General features: G+C 23.1%; 20 protein-coding genes. 15 read left to right on the forward strand and 5 right to left on the reverse strand.

The window, feature by feature from the left end; genetic code table 11:
- Position 1 precedes the first annotated feature (1 nt).
- The 8 genes from AC4FQ1_RS01040 (at position 2) to AC4FQ1_RS01075 (ending at position 6,947) form a co-directional block, all read left to right on the forward strand.
- Positions 2–1,156 carry an MFS transporter gene (locus AC4FQ1_RS01040; RefSeq protein ID WP_303127150.1) on the forward strand — a complete coding sequence of 385 codons (1,155 nt, stop codon included), beginning with the start codon at positions 2–4 and terminating at the stop codon, positions 1,154–1,156.
- Positions 1,157–1,214: 58 nt separating this feature from the next.
- Positions 1,215–2,315 carry a nicotinate-nucleotide--dimethylbenzimidazole phosphoribosyltransferase gene (gene cobT / locus AC4FQ1_RS01045; protein WP_303127152.1) on the forward strand — a complete coding sequence of 367 codons (1,101 nt, stop codon included), beginning with the start codon at positions 1,215–1,217 and terminating at the stop codon, positions 2,313–2,315.
- Positions 2,316–2,338: 23 nt separating this feature from the next.
- Complete coding sequence (locus tag AC4FQ1_RS01050) at positions 2,339–2,899, forward strand: bifunctional adenosylcobinamide kinase/adenosylcobinamide-phosphate guanylyltransferase (protein ID WP_491147145.1); 561 nt, start codon at positions 2,339–2,341, stop codon at positions 2,897–2,899.
- A 10-nt stretch (positions 2,900–2,909) separates the two neighbouring features.
- A complete protein-coding gene (locus AC4FQ1_RS01055; RefSeq protein ID WP_491168667.1) occupies positions 2,910–3,638 on the forward strand; it encodes an adenosylcobinamide-GDP ribazoletransferase in 729 nt (242 codons plus the stop codon).
- A gap of 11 nt (positions 3,639–3,649) precedes the next feature.
- Complete coding sequence (locus AC4FQ1_RS01060) at positions 3,650–4,027, forward strand: bifunctional adenosylcobinamide kinase/adenosylcobinamide-phosphate guanylyltransferase (RefSeq protein ID WP_303127158.1); 378 nt, start codon at positions 3,650–3,652, stop codon at positions 4,025–4,027.
- A complete protein-coding gene (locus AC4FQ1_RS01065) occupies positions 4,020–4,634 on the forward strand; it encodes a histidine phosphatase family protein (RefSeq protein WP_491168668.1) in 615 nt (204 codons plus the stop codon). The genes AC4FQ1_RS01060 and AC4FQ1_RS01065 overlap by 8 nt, the downstream gene beginning before the upstream one ends.
- A gap of 104 nt (positions 4,635–4,738) precedes the next feature.
- On the forward strand, positions 4,739–5,383 hold the full coding sequence (locus AC4FQ1_RS01070) for a Dph6-related ATP pyrophosphatase (protein ID WP_303127162.1): 645 nt from the start codon (positions 4,739–4,741) through the stop codon (positions 5,381–5,383).
- Between the two features lie 22 nt (positions 5,384–5,405).
- A complete protein-coding gene (locus tag AC4FQ1_RS01075) occupies positions 5,406–6,947 on the forward strand; it encodes a cobyric acid synthase (protein WP_491168669.1) in 1,542 nt (513 codons plus the stop codon).
- 457 nt (positions 6,948–7,404) lie between these two features.
- Here the strand turns inward: AC4FQ1_RS01075 and AC4FQ1_RS01080 are convergent, their stop codons facing one another.
- The gene (locus tag AC4FQ1_RS01080; RefSeq protein ID WP_491168670.1) at positions 7,405–8,430 is read right to left on the reverse strand and encodes a branched-chain amino acid aminotransferase; all 1,026 of its coding nucleotides are present in this window, start codon (positions 8,428–8,430) and stop codon (positions 7,405–7,407) included.
- A gap of 182 nt (positions 8,431–8,612) precedes the next feature.
- Positions 8,613–9,422 carry a mechanosensitive ion channel family protein gene (locus AC4FQ1_RS01085; protein ID WP_303127169.1) on the reverse strand — a complete coding sequence of 270 codons (810 nt, stop codon included), beginning with the start codon at positions 9,420–9,422 and terminating at the stop codon, positions 8,613–8,615.
- 656 nt (positions 9,423–10,078) lie between these two features.
- On the opposite strand from AC4FQ1_RS01085, the gene AC4FQ1_RS01090 reads away from it, so the two are divergent.
- Both AC4FQ1_RS01090 and AC4FQ1_RS01095 read left to right on the forward strand, forming a co-directional pair.
- The gene (locus tag AC4FQ1_RS01090; RefSeq protein ID WP_491168671.1) at positions 10,079–10,780 is read left to right on the forward strand and encodes a radical SAM protein; all 702 of its coding nucleotides are present in this window, start codon (positions 10,079–10,081) and stop codon (positions 10,778–10,780) included.
- Entirely contained in the window at positions 10,773–11,255 is a 483-nt protein-coding gene (locus AC4FQ1_RS01095; protein ID WP_491168672.1) for a QueT transporter family protein, read from the forward strand. The genes AC4FQ1_RS01090 and AC4FQ1_RS01095 overlap by 8 nt, the downstream gene beginning before the upstream one ends.
- 28 nt (positions 11,256–11,283) lie before the next feature.
- Here AC4FQ1_RS01095 and AC4FQ1_RS01100 read toward each other — a convergent pair whose 3' ends face one another.
- The gene (locus tag AC4FQ1_RS01100; RefSeq protein WP_303127174.1) at positions 11,284–11,586 is read right to left on the reverse strand and encodes a rhodanese-like domain-containing protein; all 303 of its coding nucleotides are present in this window, start codon (positions 11,584–11,586) and stop codon (positions 11,284–11,286) included.
- 345 nt (positions 11,587–11,931) lie between these two features.
- Between AC4FQ1_RS01100 and AC4FQ1_RS01105 the strand changes: the two genes are divergently transcribed.
- Together AC4FQ1_RS01105 and AC4FQ1_RS01110 are read left to right on the forward strand one after the other, a co-directional pair.
- Positions 11,932–12,420 carry a QueT transporter family protein gene (locus AC4FQ1_RS01105; protein ID WP_303127176.1) on the forward strand — a complete coding sequence of 163 codons (489 nt, stop codon included), beginning with the start codon at positions 11,932–11,934 and terminating at the stop codon, positions 12,418–12,420.
- A 294-nt stretch (positions 12,421–12,714) separates the two neighbouring features.
- Complete coding sequence (locus AC4FQ1_RS01110; RefSeq protein ID WP_303127178.1) at positions 12,715–13,470, forward strand: exodeoxyribonuclease III; 756 nt, start codon at positions 12,715–12,717, stop codon at positions 13,468–13,470.
- A 308-nt stretch (positions 13,471–13,778) separates the two neighbouring features.
- On the opposite strand, the gene AC4FQ1_RS01115 is transcribed toward AC4FQ1_RS01110, so the two are convergent.
- Complete coding sequence (locus AC4FQ1_RS01115; protein WP_303127180.1) at positions 13,779–14,063, reverse strand: hypothetical protein; 285 nt, start codon at positions 14,061–14,063, stop codon at positions 13,779–13,781.
- Positions 14,064–14,208: 145 nt separating this feature from the next.
- Between AC4FQ1_RS01115 and AC4FQ1_RS01120 the strand changes: the two genes are divergently transcribed.
- The 3 genes from AC4FQ1_RS01120 (at position 14,209) to AC4FQ1_RS01130 (ending at position 15,733) form a co-directional block, all read left to right on the forward strand.
- Positions 14,209–14,595, forward strand: a complete 387-nt coding sequence (locus tag AC4FQ1_RS01120) for an NUDIX domain-containing protein (RefSeq protein ID WP_491147121.1) — start codon at positions 14,209–14,211, stop codon at positions 14,593–14,595.
- 62 nt (positions 14,596–14,657) lie between these two features.
- Positions 14,658–15,062, forward strand: coding sequence for a hypothetical protein (locus AC4FQ1_RS01125; RefSeq protein WP_491168673.1), 405 nt, complete (start codon positions 14,658–14,660; stop codon positions 15,060–15,062).
- 17 nt (positions 15,063–15,079) lie between these two features.
- A complete protein-coding gene (locus tag AC4FQ1_RS01130; RefSeq protein ID WP_491168674.1) occupies positions 15,080–15,733 on the forward strand; it encodes a cysteine hydrolase family protein in 654 nt (217 codons plus the stop codon).
- 7 nt (positions 15,734–15,740) lie between these two features.
- Here AC4FQ1_RS01130 and AC4FQ1_RS01135 read toward each other — a convergent pair whose 3' ends face one another.
- On the reverse strand, positions 15,741–16,595 hold the full coding sequence (locus AC4FQ1_RS01135) for an LD-carboxypeptidase (RefSeq protein WP_491168675.1): 855 nt from the start codon (positions 16,593–16,595) through the stop codon (positions 15,741–15,743).
- Positions 16,596–16,666: the final 71 nt, after the last annotated feature.

The following is a 16,666-nucleotide window of genomic DNA, read 5'->3' on the forward strand; positions in this document are numbered from 1 at the left end:
AATGGATAAAAAAAATAAAATAATAGCTACAACTCTTATATATTTAGTTATGGTAATAGCAGCTATTGCAGAAGGTTTAATAAATATTTTTACTGTTCCAATAAAAAGTGAATTTAATATAACAGATACTAATTTATCAGTTATGTTTATGTTTGGAACATTGGCTTATTTAATATTTAATTATGTAGGTGGAGCTTTATGTGATAGAATAGGACAAAAAAGAATTATATTAGTAGGTTTGTTAGGAGCAATAATAACTAATTTAATTCAAGCTTGGTCTCCTAATTTTATAGTATTTACAATTTCTTTTGCACTTATACAAGCATTTTTAGCTTTAATGTCAATAGCTACTAATACTATAATTCCTGTAATATGGATAACAGGACAAGCTATAGCTATGAATTTGACACACTTTGCATATGGAGTAGGGCTTTCAGCCTCACAAAAACTATCAGGTATTTTAATGGTTGATGGGTTTTCATGGAGAAAAATATATATTGGATCTGCTATATTAACTTTAATAGTTTTTATAATATTTATGTTCATAAAACTTCCAATATATAAACAAGAAAAAGAAGATAAATTACCAATTACTATTATATTAAAAGATAAGTTAGTTTGGTTTTTCTTTGTAGGTCTTGGATTTTACATATTAGCAGAACAAGGAACTGGAAGATGGCTACCAACTTTTATAGAAAGTAGTTATAACAATATAAATGAATCAAAAATAGCATCATATGTTTCAATGTTCTTCTTATTATTAACTATAGGTAGACTTATAGGCGGATTTATAGTAGAAAAGATAGGGTCTATGACGGCTGTTAAATCTTTTTCTCTTATTGGTTCAATTATATTTATTATAGGATTATTTTTAGGGGAAAGTGGATTATACATTATATCAATAGCTGGATTTTTCTTTTCAATAATGTTTCCAACTGTTGTAGTAATAGTTAGTAATACATTTAAAAGAAGTACAGCTTATATTACAGGAATAATAATAGCTCTTGCAAGTGTAGTAAATATGATTGTTAATTTGTTTTTAGGGGTAGTATCAGACTTAATTGGAATAAAATTTGCAATATTTATAGTACCAATATCTATATTTATTACATTTATATTTTTATGCTTAGCTAGTAAAACAATAAAAGAAAGATAATTTATAGAGCTGAATATATTATATATTCAGCTAATTTTATTAAAAGGAGATAAATTCAATGAGTTTAAATGAAAAGAATTTTTATAATATAGTTAATAATATTAGTGAGATAGATGAAAATATAAAACATAAAACTAAAGAAAGGTTAGATTCTTTAGCTAAGCCTTTAGGCAGTTTGGGAAAATTAGAGAAAATAGGAATTAAAATATCGGGAATTACTGGTAATATAAAAAATAAATTTAATAAAAAATGTGTATTAATCTTTTGTGCGGATAATGGATTATTTGAAGAAGGAATTGCAAGTACACCTCAGTATGTAACAGTAGCGCAAACAATAAATTTTACAAAAGGGTTATCAGGAGTAGGTGTTATAGCAAAACAAAATGGTAGTGATATAGTTCCAATCGATGTTGGTATTAATAGTAATTTAAAAATAGATGGTGTAATAGATAGGAAAATAAGAAAAGGCACAAGTAATATAGCGAAAGGTCCTGCGATGAATAGAGATGAGTGTATTAAGGCACTTTTAGTAGGAATAGAAGCTGTAAAAAATGCTGTGGATAATGGATATGAATTAATTGGTGTTGGTGAAATGGGAATAGGAAATACAACAACAAGTAGTTCTATTTTAATAGCACTTACAAATTGTGATATGAATTTAGCAATAGGTAAGGGTTCTGGTCTTACAGATAGTGCATTTAAAAAGAAAAAGGAGGTTATAAAAAAAGCCTTAAATATAAATAAGCCAAATGGTTTAGATCCAGTTGATGTTTTACAAAAAGTTGGTGGTTTTGATATTGCAGCAATGACAGGAGCATTCATTGGAGCTGCTTATTATAAAGTTCCAATAGTAATTGATGGATTTATTTCAGCAGTTGCAGCAGTTACAGCTACAAAGTTAAATGATAAAGTAAGAGAATATACATTTGCATCTCATATAAGTAAAGAATTAGGATATATGAAAGCTATAGAGGAACTTGAATTAGAGCCTATGATTAATTTGGATATGAGACTTGGCGAAGGAAGTGGCTGTCCAATAGCATTTACAATTATAGATACAGCAAATGCTATTGTTAGTAATATGGCTACATTTGAAGAGTCTGGTATAGATTGCGAATACTTAGAGTCAATAAGAGATGAAAAGTGTTATAATATATAATTACTTATTAAAGGAGATAATTTATGAAAATCATTGTAATTGGAGGAACAAGGAGTGGAAAGTCATTTATAGCAGAAGAATTAAGTAAATTATTAAATGAAGAAAATAATATTTTATATTTAGCTACAATGAAACCATTTTGTTCTGAAGATAAAGAAAGAATAAGTATTCATGTAGAAAGAAGAAGAGGAAGTAAATTTAAAACAATAGAAGTGTTTAAAGATATTTCTAGTATAAAAAATAAAATAAAGTATAATGATACTATTTTGTTAGATAGCATTACTACATTACTTAATAATGAAATGTTTGGTGAAGAAAAAATTAAAGAAAAAATCCATAAAAAAATATCTAAAGAAATATTGGAAATAAGTAAATTATGTAAAAACATTATAATAGTTAGTGATTATTTATTTAGTGATTCAATAATTTATGATGACTTAGTTATAAAATATACAAAAGAGCTTGCTTATATAAATAGAGAAATAGTTAAAGAGTTTGATTTAGTATTAGAATGTATTAGTAATAATTATATAATTCATAAAGGAAAAGAAGAAGGGAAGAAATTATTAAATGAAATATATTAGAAGTTTTTTTATGTCATTATCAATGTTCTCTGTAATTCCAGCACCTAAATATAAATGGGATGATAAAAATGTAAGACATATATTGAAGTTTTATCCACTTGTTGGTGTCATAATAGGAGTTCTTTGGTATTTGATTTATATGATATTAAATTATTTTTCTATAAACTATATATTAATGTCAGCTATACTCGTTGCATTTCCAGTATATATAACAGGTATGCTACATTTAGATGGCTTTATGGATGTTAGTGATGCTATTTTATCAAGAAGAGATAGGGAAACAAAGATTAAAATTTTAAAGGATTCTTGTACTGGTGCATTTTCTGTAATAAGTTTAGTTATTTTAATAATGTTTGAGTATGCATCTGTGAATACAATTTTATTAGAAAAAAAAGAGATTATATTTATTATATTCATTCCTATAATATCTAGGAGTTTTTCTGCACTTATGATTTTAATAAATAAAGATCTTAAGGCAAGTACTCTAACTAAATTTTTTAAAGAAAATACAAATAAGTTTGACAGAATATTGCAAATAATAATTATTTCAATATTAATTATTATAATTTATTTATTATTAGGAATTAAATATGATCTTATTTTAGTTATTATGTGCATTTGTATGTTTTACAAGACATATAAAAATGTAAAAGATTTAGACGGTATAAATGGAGATGTTGCAGGATATTGTCTTATAACTGGAGAGTTAGTTGGGTTAATAACATTAGCATTAATTTAGGAGGGTATTATATGTTAGTTTTAGGTGGTGCTTTTAACGGAAAGTTAAAATATGTGAAAGATAAATATAGTTTAAAAGATGAAGAAATTTATTACTGTAAATCAGATGAAATAAATCTTGAAAAAAAAGTTATTTCAGGTTTTCATATATTTATTAGAGAAATGCTAATAAATAATAAAGATGCAATAAAATATATTGAAGAGAATAAAGAATTACTTAAAGAAAAAATTTTAATAGCAGATGATATTAATTCAGGAATTGTTCCTATAGATAAATTTGATAGAAAATGGAGAGATGTAAACGGAAAAGCTCTACAAATATTATCAAAAGAAAATACTAAGGTTATAAGAGTATTTTTTGGTTTAGAGATGGTGTTAAAAGATGAATAATTTAGAGTTGTACATTATAAGACATGGAAAAACATATGGAAATGAAAAAAGATTGTATTGTGGAAAGACAGATTTAGATTTGTCTAAAAATGGAATAGAGGATTTATATATAAATAAGAAAATATATGATAATATTAAAAAACAAATTAAATTTGACGGATATTATACTACTGGATTAAGAAGAACAAACAAAACTATGAGTATACTTTTTAGTGATAACTATAATGTTGAAGAAAATTTCAGAGAATATAATTTTGGATCTTTTGAAATGAAAGGTTATGATGAATTAAAAGAAGATAATAATTATATATCATGGATAACAGATGAAATTGGAGATTTTGTAGTACCAAATGGAGAAAGTAAAAATGAGTATAGAGAAAGAATTAAAAAGGCATTTAATAATTTTATAAATAAAATATCATATGAAAATAAAAAAAGAGTTGTATTAGTATGTCATGGTGGTACAATAGGAACAATTTTAGAAGTATTTTATGATAATAGAAAAAGTTTTTATGAGTGGCAACCAGAATGCGGAAAAGGATATATATTAAGTATTAAATTTACTGAAAAAGGATTTAAAATAAATAATATAAAAGATATATACTAAATATGTATCTTTAGTAAATAAATAATAATAAACTTTTACTACTTTAAAATAACATGATAAAATAATTTATGAAATAATTAAAAATTAAGGAGAACAGTTTTAAGATGAATTTTGTATTATCATATAGTTGCGGTAAAGATAGCACATTAGCATTATATAGATTAATTAAAGAAGGTCACAATCCAGTAGGATTAATCGTTACAGTAAATAAAGATGAGAATAAATCTTGGTTTCATGGAATACCAAATGAAATTTTAGAAGAAGTTTCCAAATCACTAGAAATACCTCTAATAAAGGTAGAATGTATAGGCGATAATTATGAGGATGAATTTGAAATGGCTTTGAAAAAAGCTAAAAGTTTAGGGGCTACTAAATGTGCATTTGGAGATATAGACATAGAAGCTCATAAAAAATGGTGTACTGATAGATGTGATAATGTAGATATAGGTTATTTATTTCCCCTTTGGAATGAAGGTAGGGAAGATCTAACAAATGAATTTATAGATAGTGGATTTGAAGCTATTATAAAATGCTGCAATAATAAAGAACTAGATAGCAGTTTTTTAGGAAAAACTTTAACAAAAGATCTTGTATCACAAATAAAAAAAAGAGGTGCTGATCCTTGTGGAGAAAATGGAGAATATCACACTTTTGTTTGTAGTGGACCTATTTTTAAAAATTCAATAGAGTTTAAAATAGTAGATAGAGTTATAGGTAAAAATTATAATCATATATTAATTAGTAAATAGTTTATGAAAGGAGATTATAGCTTTGAAGAGAAATTTAATGATTTTAGGTACAGAATCAGGAGTTGGTAAAACAACTGTTTCAATAGCATTATGTAGGTATTTAAAAAATCAAGGTTATAATATAGCTCCATTTAAAAGTATAAGCATATGTAGAGAAGTTAAAAAAAATGATTTAGGAGAATATATATCAGTAGAAGAATTTGTACAAGCTGAAGCATGTGAAATAAATCCTAGAGGTATATTAAATCCTATATGTATAAAAGAAGATAGCAATAAAATACTTATAAATGGTAAGTTTTATAGAAATAAGGAAAACTTTAAATCAGACGAGCTAATAGAAGATTTTAAAGCCTTTATAACTGAAGATTTTGAAAAAGTATGTAAAAATTATGAATATAGAATAATAGAAGGAAATGGTTCAATATCACAAAAAGGATATGAATATAATTTTATATCTAATGACTTTACAAAAGAAATATCAGATTCTGATATTATATTATTATCTGATAATGAGAGAGGCGCAGCAATACCTTCATTATATGGAACTTTAATGATTATCGATGAGAATATTAAAAAATCTATAAAAGGTATTATAATAAATAAAAATAAAGATAATAGCGATTCTTTTAAAGAACAATTAAAAAAATTTGAGGAATATTTCAACATACCGATTTTAGGTACTATACCATATGAAAATATAGAATTAGATAAAGAAAAAACAGTTATTAAAAAGATAAGAAGCACTAAAAGAAGTGGACTTAACATAGCAATAGTTAAATTAGATAATATATCTAATTTAACAGATTTTTATCCATTAGAGTTAGAGAAAAATATAAATATTAGATATGTTAGTTCAGAGAATGAAATAGAAGGTGCTCATTTAATAATAATACCAAGTACAAAAGATATACTAGGTGATTTAAATAAATTAAAAGAAAATGGAATGTATAATAAAATACTAGAATTACATAAAAATGGAGCAACTGTAATGGGAATTTGTAGTGGATTTCAAATGCTTGGAAAACATTTAATTGCTACAGAAGAGAAAATGCCAATAGAAGGTTTTGAAATGTTACCATTTAATACTAAGCTTTCATTAAATAAAAAAACTGCTATAGCACGAGGCATTGTTTGCCAAATGGAAAACGAATTAAAATCTTTATCTAATATAAAAATATATGGATATGAAATTCAAAATGGATATAGTGAGATGTTAGATGGTGGGGAAGTTTTTATTATAGATAAAAACAATAATATAGTTGGTTTATCTAATGAAACTGGAGATGTTTTTGGAACATATATTCATGGTATCTTTGAGGTGGAAGAATTTAGAAAAAAACTTTTAAATAGCCTTAAAGAAAAATATAATGTTGTTATTGAAAATAGTGTAGAAGAAAAAGAAAAATATAAAATTTATAGATTAAAACAATATGATAAATTAGCTAAATTAATTGAAGAAAATGTTGATTTACTTAAAGTAAAAGAATTTTTAGAAGACTCAGAAAATATTATAAATAAAGAGATAGAATTAGAAAATACAAAAGATAATAAGGAAGTAAGATAAATGAATTATGCGTTAAATGTTATATATATAGCTTTGATTTTTTATTTATTAGATTATATTTGGAGAAATAGTAAGGCTTTTAAAAAAATCTCATCTATAAAAGTATTAAACAAAAAATTAATAAAAGTATTATTAATAATTTTATCAATAATACTTATTATTGCCTGTATATATTTAAATAATATTTTAAGTACTTATTTATTAGAACAAAATATAATATCATTAATAATAAAGGGAATTAGTTTAATAATATTATATTTTGTTACATCTTTAATTTTTATTAATAAAACAAATAATAAAAAAGAAGTGGTATAAAGTGCCGCTTCTTTTTTTATTTTAATTATAAAATTATTTTATAATTAAAATATATAATATCCTAAAAAGATTTCCTCGTAAATGATAATTAGAAATAATAAAAAAGACAATACTAAAATAAATTTAATATTGTCTAAAAATATTATTTAATCTTATATATCCAATCACTATGAATTGGATCAATATCACCAAATTGAATACCAATTAAAGTATCATATAATTTTTTAGTTATTGGACCAACTTCCGTTTCACTATAAAAAATATGTAAATTATCCTTGTAATATATACCACCTATTGGAGTTATTACTGCAGCTGTTCCACATGCACCAGCTTCTTTAAATATATTTAGATTATCAATAAATACATCTTCCTCTGAAGTTTCCATATTAAAATAATCTCTAGCAAGTTCTAAAAGAGAGTATTTTGTAATACTTGGAAGTATTGAAGGTGAAAGAGGAGTTATAAATTTATTATCTTTAGTAATTCCAAAAAAATTAGCTGATCCAACTTCTTCAATTTTTGTGTGAGTAGCCGGATCTAAGAATATTGCATCAGCAAATCCTAAGCTTTTAGCTTTTTTTTGTGCAATTAAACTACCGGCATAATTTCCTCCTACTTTTTGTGCTCCAGTACCATTTGGAGCAGCTCTATCATAATCAGATACCATAAAGTTTACTGGTTTCATTCCACCTTTAAAATAAGGCCCTACAGGTATACAAAATACTGAAAATATAAATTTATTTGCAGGTTTAAGGCCTATATTATCACCTACACCTATTAAAAAAGGTCTTAAATATAATGTAGCACCTGTTCCATATGGAGGAACAAAATGTTCATTAGCTTTAACAACTTGTATACATGCATCAATAAATTTTTCAACAGGCACTTCTGGCATTAACAATCTTTTGCAACTATTATTTAATCTTTCTGCATTTTTATTAGGTCTAAATAATTGTATATCTCCATTTTTTGTTCTATAGGCTTTTAAACCTTCAAAACATTGTTGACCATAATGTAAAGCTGGTGCTCCTTCTTCAATTAAAAGTTTATTATCTTCTATTAACTTACCATCATCCCAGTTACCATTTTCCCATACAGATATATATCTATAATCTGTTTTAATATATTCAAAACCTAAGTTATTCCAATCTATATTAAATTTTTTCATAAAACTTATTATTTTAAGATGAAACTTAAAATAATTTCCTCCCTTCAAATTTTCAATATATTAAACATTATATTATAAATAAAATTTCAAATAAAGATAGAATATAATAATTTTAATTTGAATTTATAATACTATAAATAAAATTATAAATAAAAAGAGATAGAAAAAAATTCTATCTCTTTTTATTTATACATATGTATGTCCATTTGTGGAAAAGGAATTGAAATATTATTTTCATCAAATTTTAGTTTAACTTCTTCTAATAAATAAAAATGAACATTCCAATAGTCTTCTGTTTTACACCAAGCTCTAACTATAAAATCTATAGAACTTGCAGCTTGAGCACTTATAGCAACAAATGGCTCAGGGTCATTTAGTATTAAATTATTTTTAAGTGTTATATTATTTAATATATTTTTTACAGATTGTAAATCGCTTTCATATGCTACACTAAATGTTAAATCAACTCTTCTAATTGGTTTAGAAGAATAATTTATTAAACTTCCATTAGCTAATGCCCCATTTGGTATAAGTATTTCTTTATTATCTGAAGTAACTAAATGAGAATAAAAAATACTTATTTTTTCAACTTTACCTTGATAAGAAGCTGTTTCTATATAGTCTCCAACTTTAAATGGTCTTATAAGTAAAATTATTACTCCACCTGCAAAGTTTGATAAACTTCCTTGAAGTGCGAGACCTATGGCAAGTCCAGCAGATGCTAAAATGGCAGTAAAACTTGCAGTTGGTACACCTAAAAATCCAACGAAAGCTATTATTAATAATATTTTAAGAGCTACATCAGCAAATGCATTAAAGAAGGAAACTAATGTTAAATCAATATTTTGCTTTTTGAATAAAATGTTTAACCAAGCAATTAATTTATTAACAAGTTTCCATCCAATCCAAAGACCAATAAGGCCTATAATTAATTTTATTCCGTTTCTAGAAATCCAATTAAGTACTGAATCAAAAATTAATTCTAAGTTCAAAATACGTCCTCCTTAGTTAAATACATACCAAGCTATTATAATTGCCATTAGGATTTTTAACAATATTTTAAATGTAAAATGAATATTAATTTTATAGTAATAAATAGTTTACATACAATATAAGTACATATGGTAAAATATTCACATAATAAATATGGGGGTATAAGCGTATATGAAGGAGACTAAATTAATTCAAAAAATTGCATTAGTTGTATGTGTAATAATAGTAATAGCTTTTGTTATTATGTCATTTAGAGGAGTATTATTTTAAATATACAATTATGAAAACTAAATTATATTGATTATAAAAAGCTCGTAAAATAATGTATTTTACGAGCTTTTTAGCTTTAATATTCTGATATATTAAATTATATATAAAAGAGAAAAATATTAATTGATTATAAATCTAATAAGATATACTCGTAAATGATTATTTAAAATAAAAAAATAAATAAAAACAAAAACTTTTAAATATTGAAATTTATAATATTAATATATATAATAAAAAATATAAATAAATAAATGACAGTTCGTAAGCCTCCTGTCAAAAAACAAAACTAAGGCATCTTATAATATATCATAGATGGCTTTTTGCTGTCTTTTTTTATTGTTATTTTTGCCTTTTAATAACTAAAAATTAAGGAGAGTAATTTTAAATGCAAAGGTATAGTAAAATATTTGGAAAAAATAGTAGGGAAATGGTTATGTTAAAAGCATTTCCTTGTAAATGGGGAAGATGTAAATTTTGTGATTATATAGATGATAATTCTACAAAAACATCAGAAATTATAAAATTTAATCATAATATTTTAAAAAATATAACAGGTGAATTTGGAGTTCTTGATGTAATAAATTCTGGAAGTATATTTGAAGTTCCAGGTGAAACATTAGAAGAAATAAGAAATATTATAAATGAAAAGAAAATAAAATTATTATTTGTAGAATGTCATTGGTTGTATAAAGATAGATTAGAAGAAATTAGAGAGTTTTTTAATATTCCTATTGTGTTTAGATGTGGTGTAGAAACTTTTGATAATAATTTTAGAAATAATATATTAAATAAAGGAGCAAATTTTAGAAGCTATGATGAAGTAAATAAATATTTTGATTCAATATGTTTATTAGTTGGGATAAAAGGACAAACTAAAGAAATGATTGAGAAGGATATATATATATTAGAAAATTATTTTAAAAGAGGATGTGTAAATGTATATATTGAAAATTCAACTAATATAAAAAGAGATGAAGAGTTAGTTAAATGGTTTATTAAAAAATATGATTATTTAAAAAATAATGAAAATATAGAAGTATTAATTCATAATACTGATTTAGGGGTTGGGAGCAAAGAGAATGAATAGGTACTATAATCTAAATGTATTTATTAAATTATCATTAGTAGCTGCTGTTTACGTTGTATTAACTGTAGCAATTTCACCTTTAAGTTATGGTCCGATTCAAATTAGATTTTCTGAAATTTTGGTTTTGCTAGCATTTTATGATAAAAGATATATATCAAGTTTAACAATTGGTTGTTTAATAGCAAATTTATTAAGTCCTTTAGGTATAGTTGATATTATAGTAGGTACACTTGGAACTTTAATATCTACATATTTTATAAGCAAAAGTAAAAGTTTATTTATATCTACATTATGGCCAACAATATTTTGTATTCCAGTGGTGTTTTTATTACATATATTACTTGGATTACCTTTTTGGTTTTATTTATTTGGATTTATGATTGGTGAATTTATTTCAGTTACATTAATTGGATATACTATTGCTTTAATATTAAGTAAGAAAGTTGATATATTTAATAAAATTAAATTAAATTAAAAATAGTATAGATGCAAAAGCACCTATACTATTTTTCTATTTTACCATCCCAACAAAGCATTCCACCTTGTATATTTATTACATTTTCTATATTTAAATTATTTAGCAATGTAACAGCTCTAGCACTTTTATTTCCATGAGTACAAATAAAATAAACATCTTTATTTAATGGTATTTCATCGCTAAAATCTTCTATATCACATAATGGAATATTTTTTGCTGTTGGTATATGTCCAGAATTGAATTCACTTTTATCTCTAACGTCAATTAATAATAAGTCTTTTCCACTTTCAAAAATTTTTCTAAATTTATATGTTGAAATTTGTTTCATAATTCATCTCCTAAAAATAATATAATGATTTTATATTATAACATAATATATGTTAAGTTATTAATAATTTATATCAAATAATATTTAATTGCAATAGTTTTGTAAAAAATAATATAGCAAGAAAAGTTTTCTTTAAAGTAAAGAAGTTAATTAAAATAATATGTTTTTAAATATATTATATATTTATATTAAAGTTGAAATTAAATAATGTAAATTGTATAATAGCTTTATAAATAAATAAGATGACAGTTCGTAAGCCTCCTGTCAAAAAACAAAACTAAGGCAAATTTTGTTTTTTTATTTGGAATTTGAACTGAAATCTGACTTGAAAAAGGAGAAGATTTCATGAATAAAACACTACAAAGAGTAATTTTATCAGGTATTATTGCAGCTATGTATGCAGTATTAACTCTAGTTTTAGCACCTATAAGCTATGGGCCAATACAATTTAGAATTTCGGAGATAATGGTATTATTAGCATATTTCGATCCATTTTATATAATTGGATTAACATTAGGTTGCTTTATTGCAAATATTTTAGGTCCTAATGGATTATTAGATATTATATTTGGTACATTTGCAACATTTTTAAGTGTACTAGCAATATATTTAACTAGTAGATTGAAAATTAAGGATAAGTTTAATATTTTTATTGCTTCATTATGGCCAACAATATTTAATGGATTAATAATAGGCTTAATGCTTAGTTATTTATTAAATTTACCTAAGGGTTTAACTATACTTCAAGTAGGAATAGGTGAATTTGTAGTAGTATCAATAATAGGAGTTCCTATTTTTTATAAGTTAAGAAATGTTATAAGAAATAATATTTAATTAAAAAGAGTATTTTTTGTTGAGAAGAGAATATTAAAAATCTCTTCTTTATTAATATAACTTTAAATATATTAGATTTTTTATAATTAATAAGTTTGTCAAAAATAACTTGCTTTAAGCTAATTATTTTTGACAAACTTTTTTATTTAAAAAGAAATATTTTTTATTATAATATTAACAAATTAAAAATTATTTTACTGTTAAAGTTAAATAATAAACTAATTTTTTTATGAATTTAAAAATACTATAATTAAATGATATAATTATAGTATTATAATTTGTGGAGGTAATTTTATGAAAAAATTTATTTCTTGGAATGTAAATGGAATAAGAGCTTGTGTTAAAAAGGGATTTTTAGATTTCTTTAAAGAAGTTGATGCTGATATATTTTGTATTCAAGAAACTAAGTTGCAAAAAGGTCAAATTGATATAGAACTTGAAGGATATTATCAATATTGGAATTATGCAGAAAGAAAAGGTTATTCAGGAACTGCTTTATTTACAAAGGAAAAGCCTTTAAGTGTATCTTATGGAGTAGGTATAGAAGAACATGATAAGGAAGGTAGAGTAATTACCGCTGAGTTTGAAAACTATTATGTAATTACAGTTTATACACCTAATTCTCAAGATAAATTAGCTAGATTAGATTATAGAATGAATTGGGATAATATATTTAGAGAATATATAAAAACTTTAGAATTAACAAAACCTGTTATTATATGTGGAGATTTTAATGTAGCACATATGGAAATAGATTTAAAAAATCCAAAAACTAATAGAAAAAATGCTGGTTTTACAGATGAAGAAAGGAATAAATTCAGTTTATTACTAGAAAATGGCTTAATAGATACATTTAGATATTTAAATCCATCAACAGAAGGGGCATATACATGGTGGTCTTATAGATTTAATGCAAGAAAAAACAATGCTGGGTGGAGAATAGATTATTTTATTATTTCAGAGTCTTTAAAAGATAAATTGATAGATTCAAAAATACATACAGATATTTTAGGTTCAGATCATTGTCCTATTGAGATAAGAATAGATTAAGTTATTTTTTTAGTAACTTAACTTATACAAAAACTATATTATATTATAAGCTATAATTATAGGGAATGATTATTGTGAAAAAAGTTAAAATTATAGTTTATAAATATATAATAATATTTACAATTATTTTTATAGGATTTATAATTGCACCTTTTTTATTTAGTGGATTTTCATTTAATTATTTTAAGAGTTTAGTATTTTGGCTAGGGATATTTCCACTTATATTGATATTATCTATAATAATAATTGCTTTATTTGATAATAAAAATTAAGCTAAATGAATGCTAAAATAGCATTCATTTAGCTTTTTATAAATCTTTAAGTATAATATTTAAGTTATTATGAATTTCTTCATGCAGTACATTAAGAGAATTTAATTCATAACTATATTTATCTAACATAAGTTTTGAAAAATTTACACAATTAGTTATAAGCTTATAATATGATTCTAATGGCATAGCATCTAGTTTTTTAGAAATACCTATTGGAAAGTTATACTCATCCTCTATATTTTGGCCAAGCAATTCCTCTTCTTTTAATGAAAGCATAATTTCTTTTATTATAATTATTATTTCATTTTCAGTTAAATTCATATTAGAAAATCTCCTTTTTAATATTTAGCTTAAAGATATTATACCAAATTTAATATGCAAAAGAAGGATATTATATATTTTTGTAGAATTATATTAATGAAAACAGTTTTATATACAAAAGTTAAATATAGGAGGGTATTTAATAATGAGTAATACTATTGGTTGCTATATTATTTTAAAAGATGATTTTAATAATATATTAATAGAAAGAAAAGGTAAAAAATCAGATAAAACGTGGAAATGTATTGGTAGATTAAAAAAAGGAAGAGAAACAGATGAAAAATGTATTTCTAATTCAGTTAAAGAAGATTTAAATACATTAGTATTTGATTTAGAAAACTTAGGTGAAATTCAAATTGATACTAATAGTGATGATATAATAAAATTATACTCTGGTAAAATAAAAGAATATATTAACCTTGGTAAAAATGTTAATGAAATAAGTTGGATAAATGAGAGAACATTTGAAAATTATTTATTTTCAGATATTGATAAAAAAATACTTTTAAAGTATTTTAAAAATATAAAATAGAAAATTTTAAAAGCTAAGTGAATTGTTTCATTTAGCTTTTGTAGTTGTGTGAGGATTAATAAATGATAAAAATACGATTAGAAAAAAATAGACTAGGAGAGCCAGAATTTAAAATCCGATTAGATGAAAATATTATTAAAAAAAATAGAATTTTATATAGAGGTATTTTAGAAGGTAAAAAGATTCCAGGAATATATAATTATAAATTACCAATGAAGTACTTTTTGCCAATTTACAACAATTTAAATAAAGAAAAAATAGTATTAGATACAAGAAGTATTTTAAGTTATCTAGAATTTTCAGACGAAATTGAAGAAAATTATTATTACTCTATAATTGCAACACCTAATTATATGAAAAAGTGGAGAAATTTAAATTGTCAAACTATATATAAAATTACTATTGATAATACTACAAAAGAGCTAAAAAAAGAAGTTGCATTTAAAAAGTTAAAAATTAATTTATAAAGTAAAGGGGATAAGGTATGAGGGTTTTTATAGAAAAATTAATAGGAGAAAATGAAAATTTAAAAGAGATTAATTTATCAAGTATAAGTAATGATATAGCTAAAGATACTGTTATAATAGTAATTGATATGGTAAAGGGTTTTTGTACTGAAGGTATTCTTTCAAGCAATAGAGCTAATAGTATAGTAGATCCTATATTAAATTTATTAAATAATATGAAAGATAGTAATAAAATATTTTTCTTAGATAGTCATACAAAAGATTCTGTAGAATTAAATTCTTATCCAAATCATTGTATTGTAGGAACTATTCAAGAAGAGTTAATAGAAGAATTAAAAGATTTTTGTAAATATGATAATAAATCTGTGTTTATAAAGAAAAATTCTATAAATGGGTTTCATACAGATGAATTTAAGAATTGGTTAAAAAATAACAATAATATTAAAAATTTTATTGTAGTTGGTGTATGTACTGATATTTGTGTTGAAACATTTGTTATATCACTTAAAACATATTTTAATGAATATAATATAAATAAAAATATATATGTTCCTGTAAATTGTATTGAAACATTTGATTCTGAGAATCATAATGCAAACATTATGAATATAATATCAATTAATAAAATGAAATCTAATGGTATAAATGTAGTAAAAAAAATAGAGGGTTAAAATTCCTCTATTTTTTTATGTCTAAATATTTGCCTATAGCTATTCCTTTAGAATCATTACTGTGTCCTATATTATCAGTTACAACTAATGAAATATTATTTTCATTACAAATTTTTTTCATAATATTTATTAGTTCATTATATTGATTTTTCATAGATAACTCTGTAAATTGACCAAGTATAATACCATTTATATTAGAAAATACATTCATAAGTTTATATTGAGCTAAAAATGTACGTATTTTAGTTAAATCACCACTATAGCTTTCAAGAAATAGTACTGAATTATTAAAATCAGGAAAATATTCTGTACCAGCTAATTTTAATGTGCAGCGTATATTACCACCTATAACTATACCATTTAAAGAACTACCTTCTATAAAGGTATAATTGGAGATATTAAATAAGGAATTAGAATCATTTACTATAAATGTATTATAAAAATCTTTAAAAGCATTTTCGTTAGTTATATTCTTTAAGTTATAATAATATGAAATTTTATTAGTTTTTTTATATATTGAATTAAGTAAAACTGATAAATCACTATAACCAAAATATATAGCCTTTGAATTTTTTATACAATTAAAATCTATATAAGGAAGTATTTCATTACATAAATCACCACCTGAAATATCAAATATATATTTTATAGAGTCGTCTTTAAAGAACTTATTTAATTCTTTTCCACGTACCTCACCAGATGAATATTGTATATTTGTTTTAAAAATATTTTTTGAAACTAAAACTTCTATATTAAAGAAATTAAAGATTTTTATTATTTCTTTTATTTTATCCTTAGAAGAAATGTTTAGTTGATTTGAACATGCAACTAATGCAATTTTATCATTAAGTTTTAAATTCATATAAATCACCTCTTATTAATTTGATTATATACTAAAACTTTAATAATAGTCTTAAATTTGATAAAATTAGA

This window comes from Clostridium sp. TJA020 (assembly GCF_058310295.1).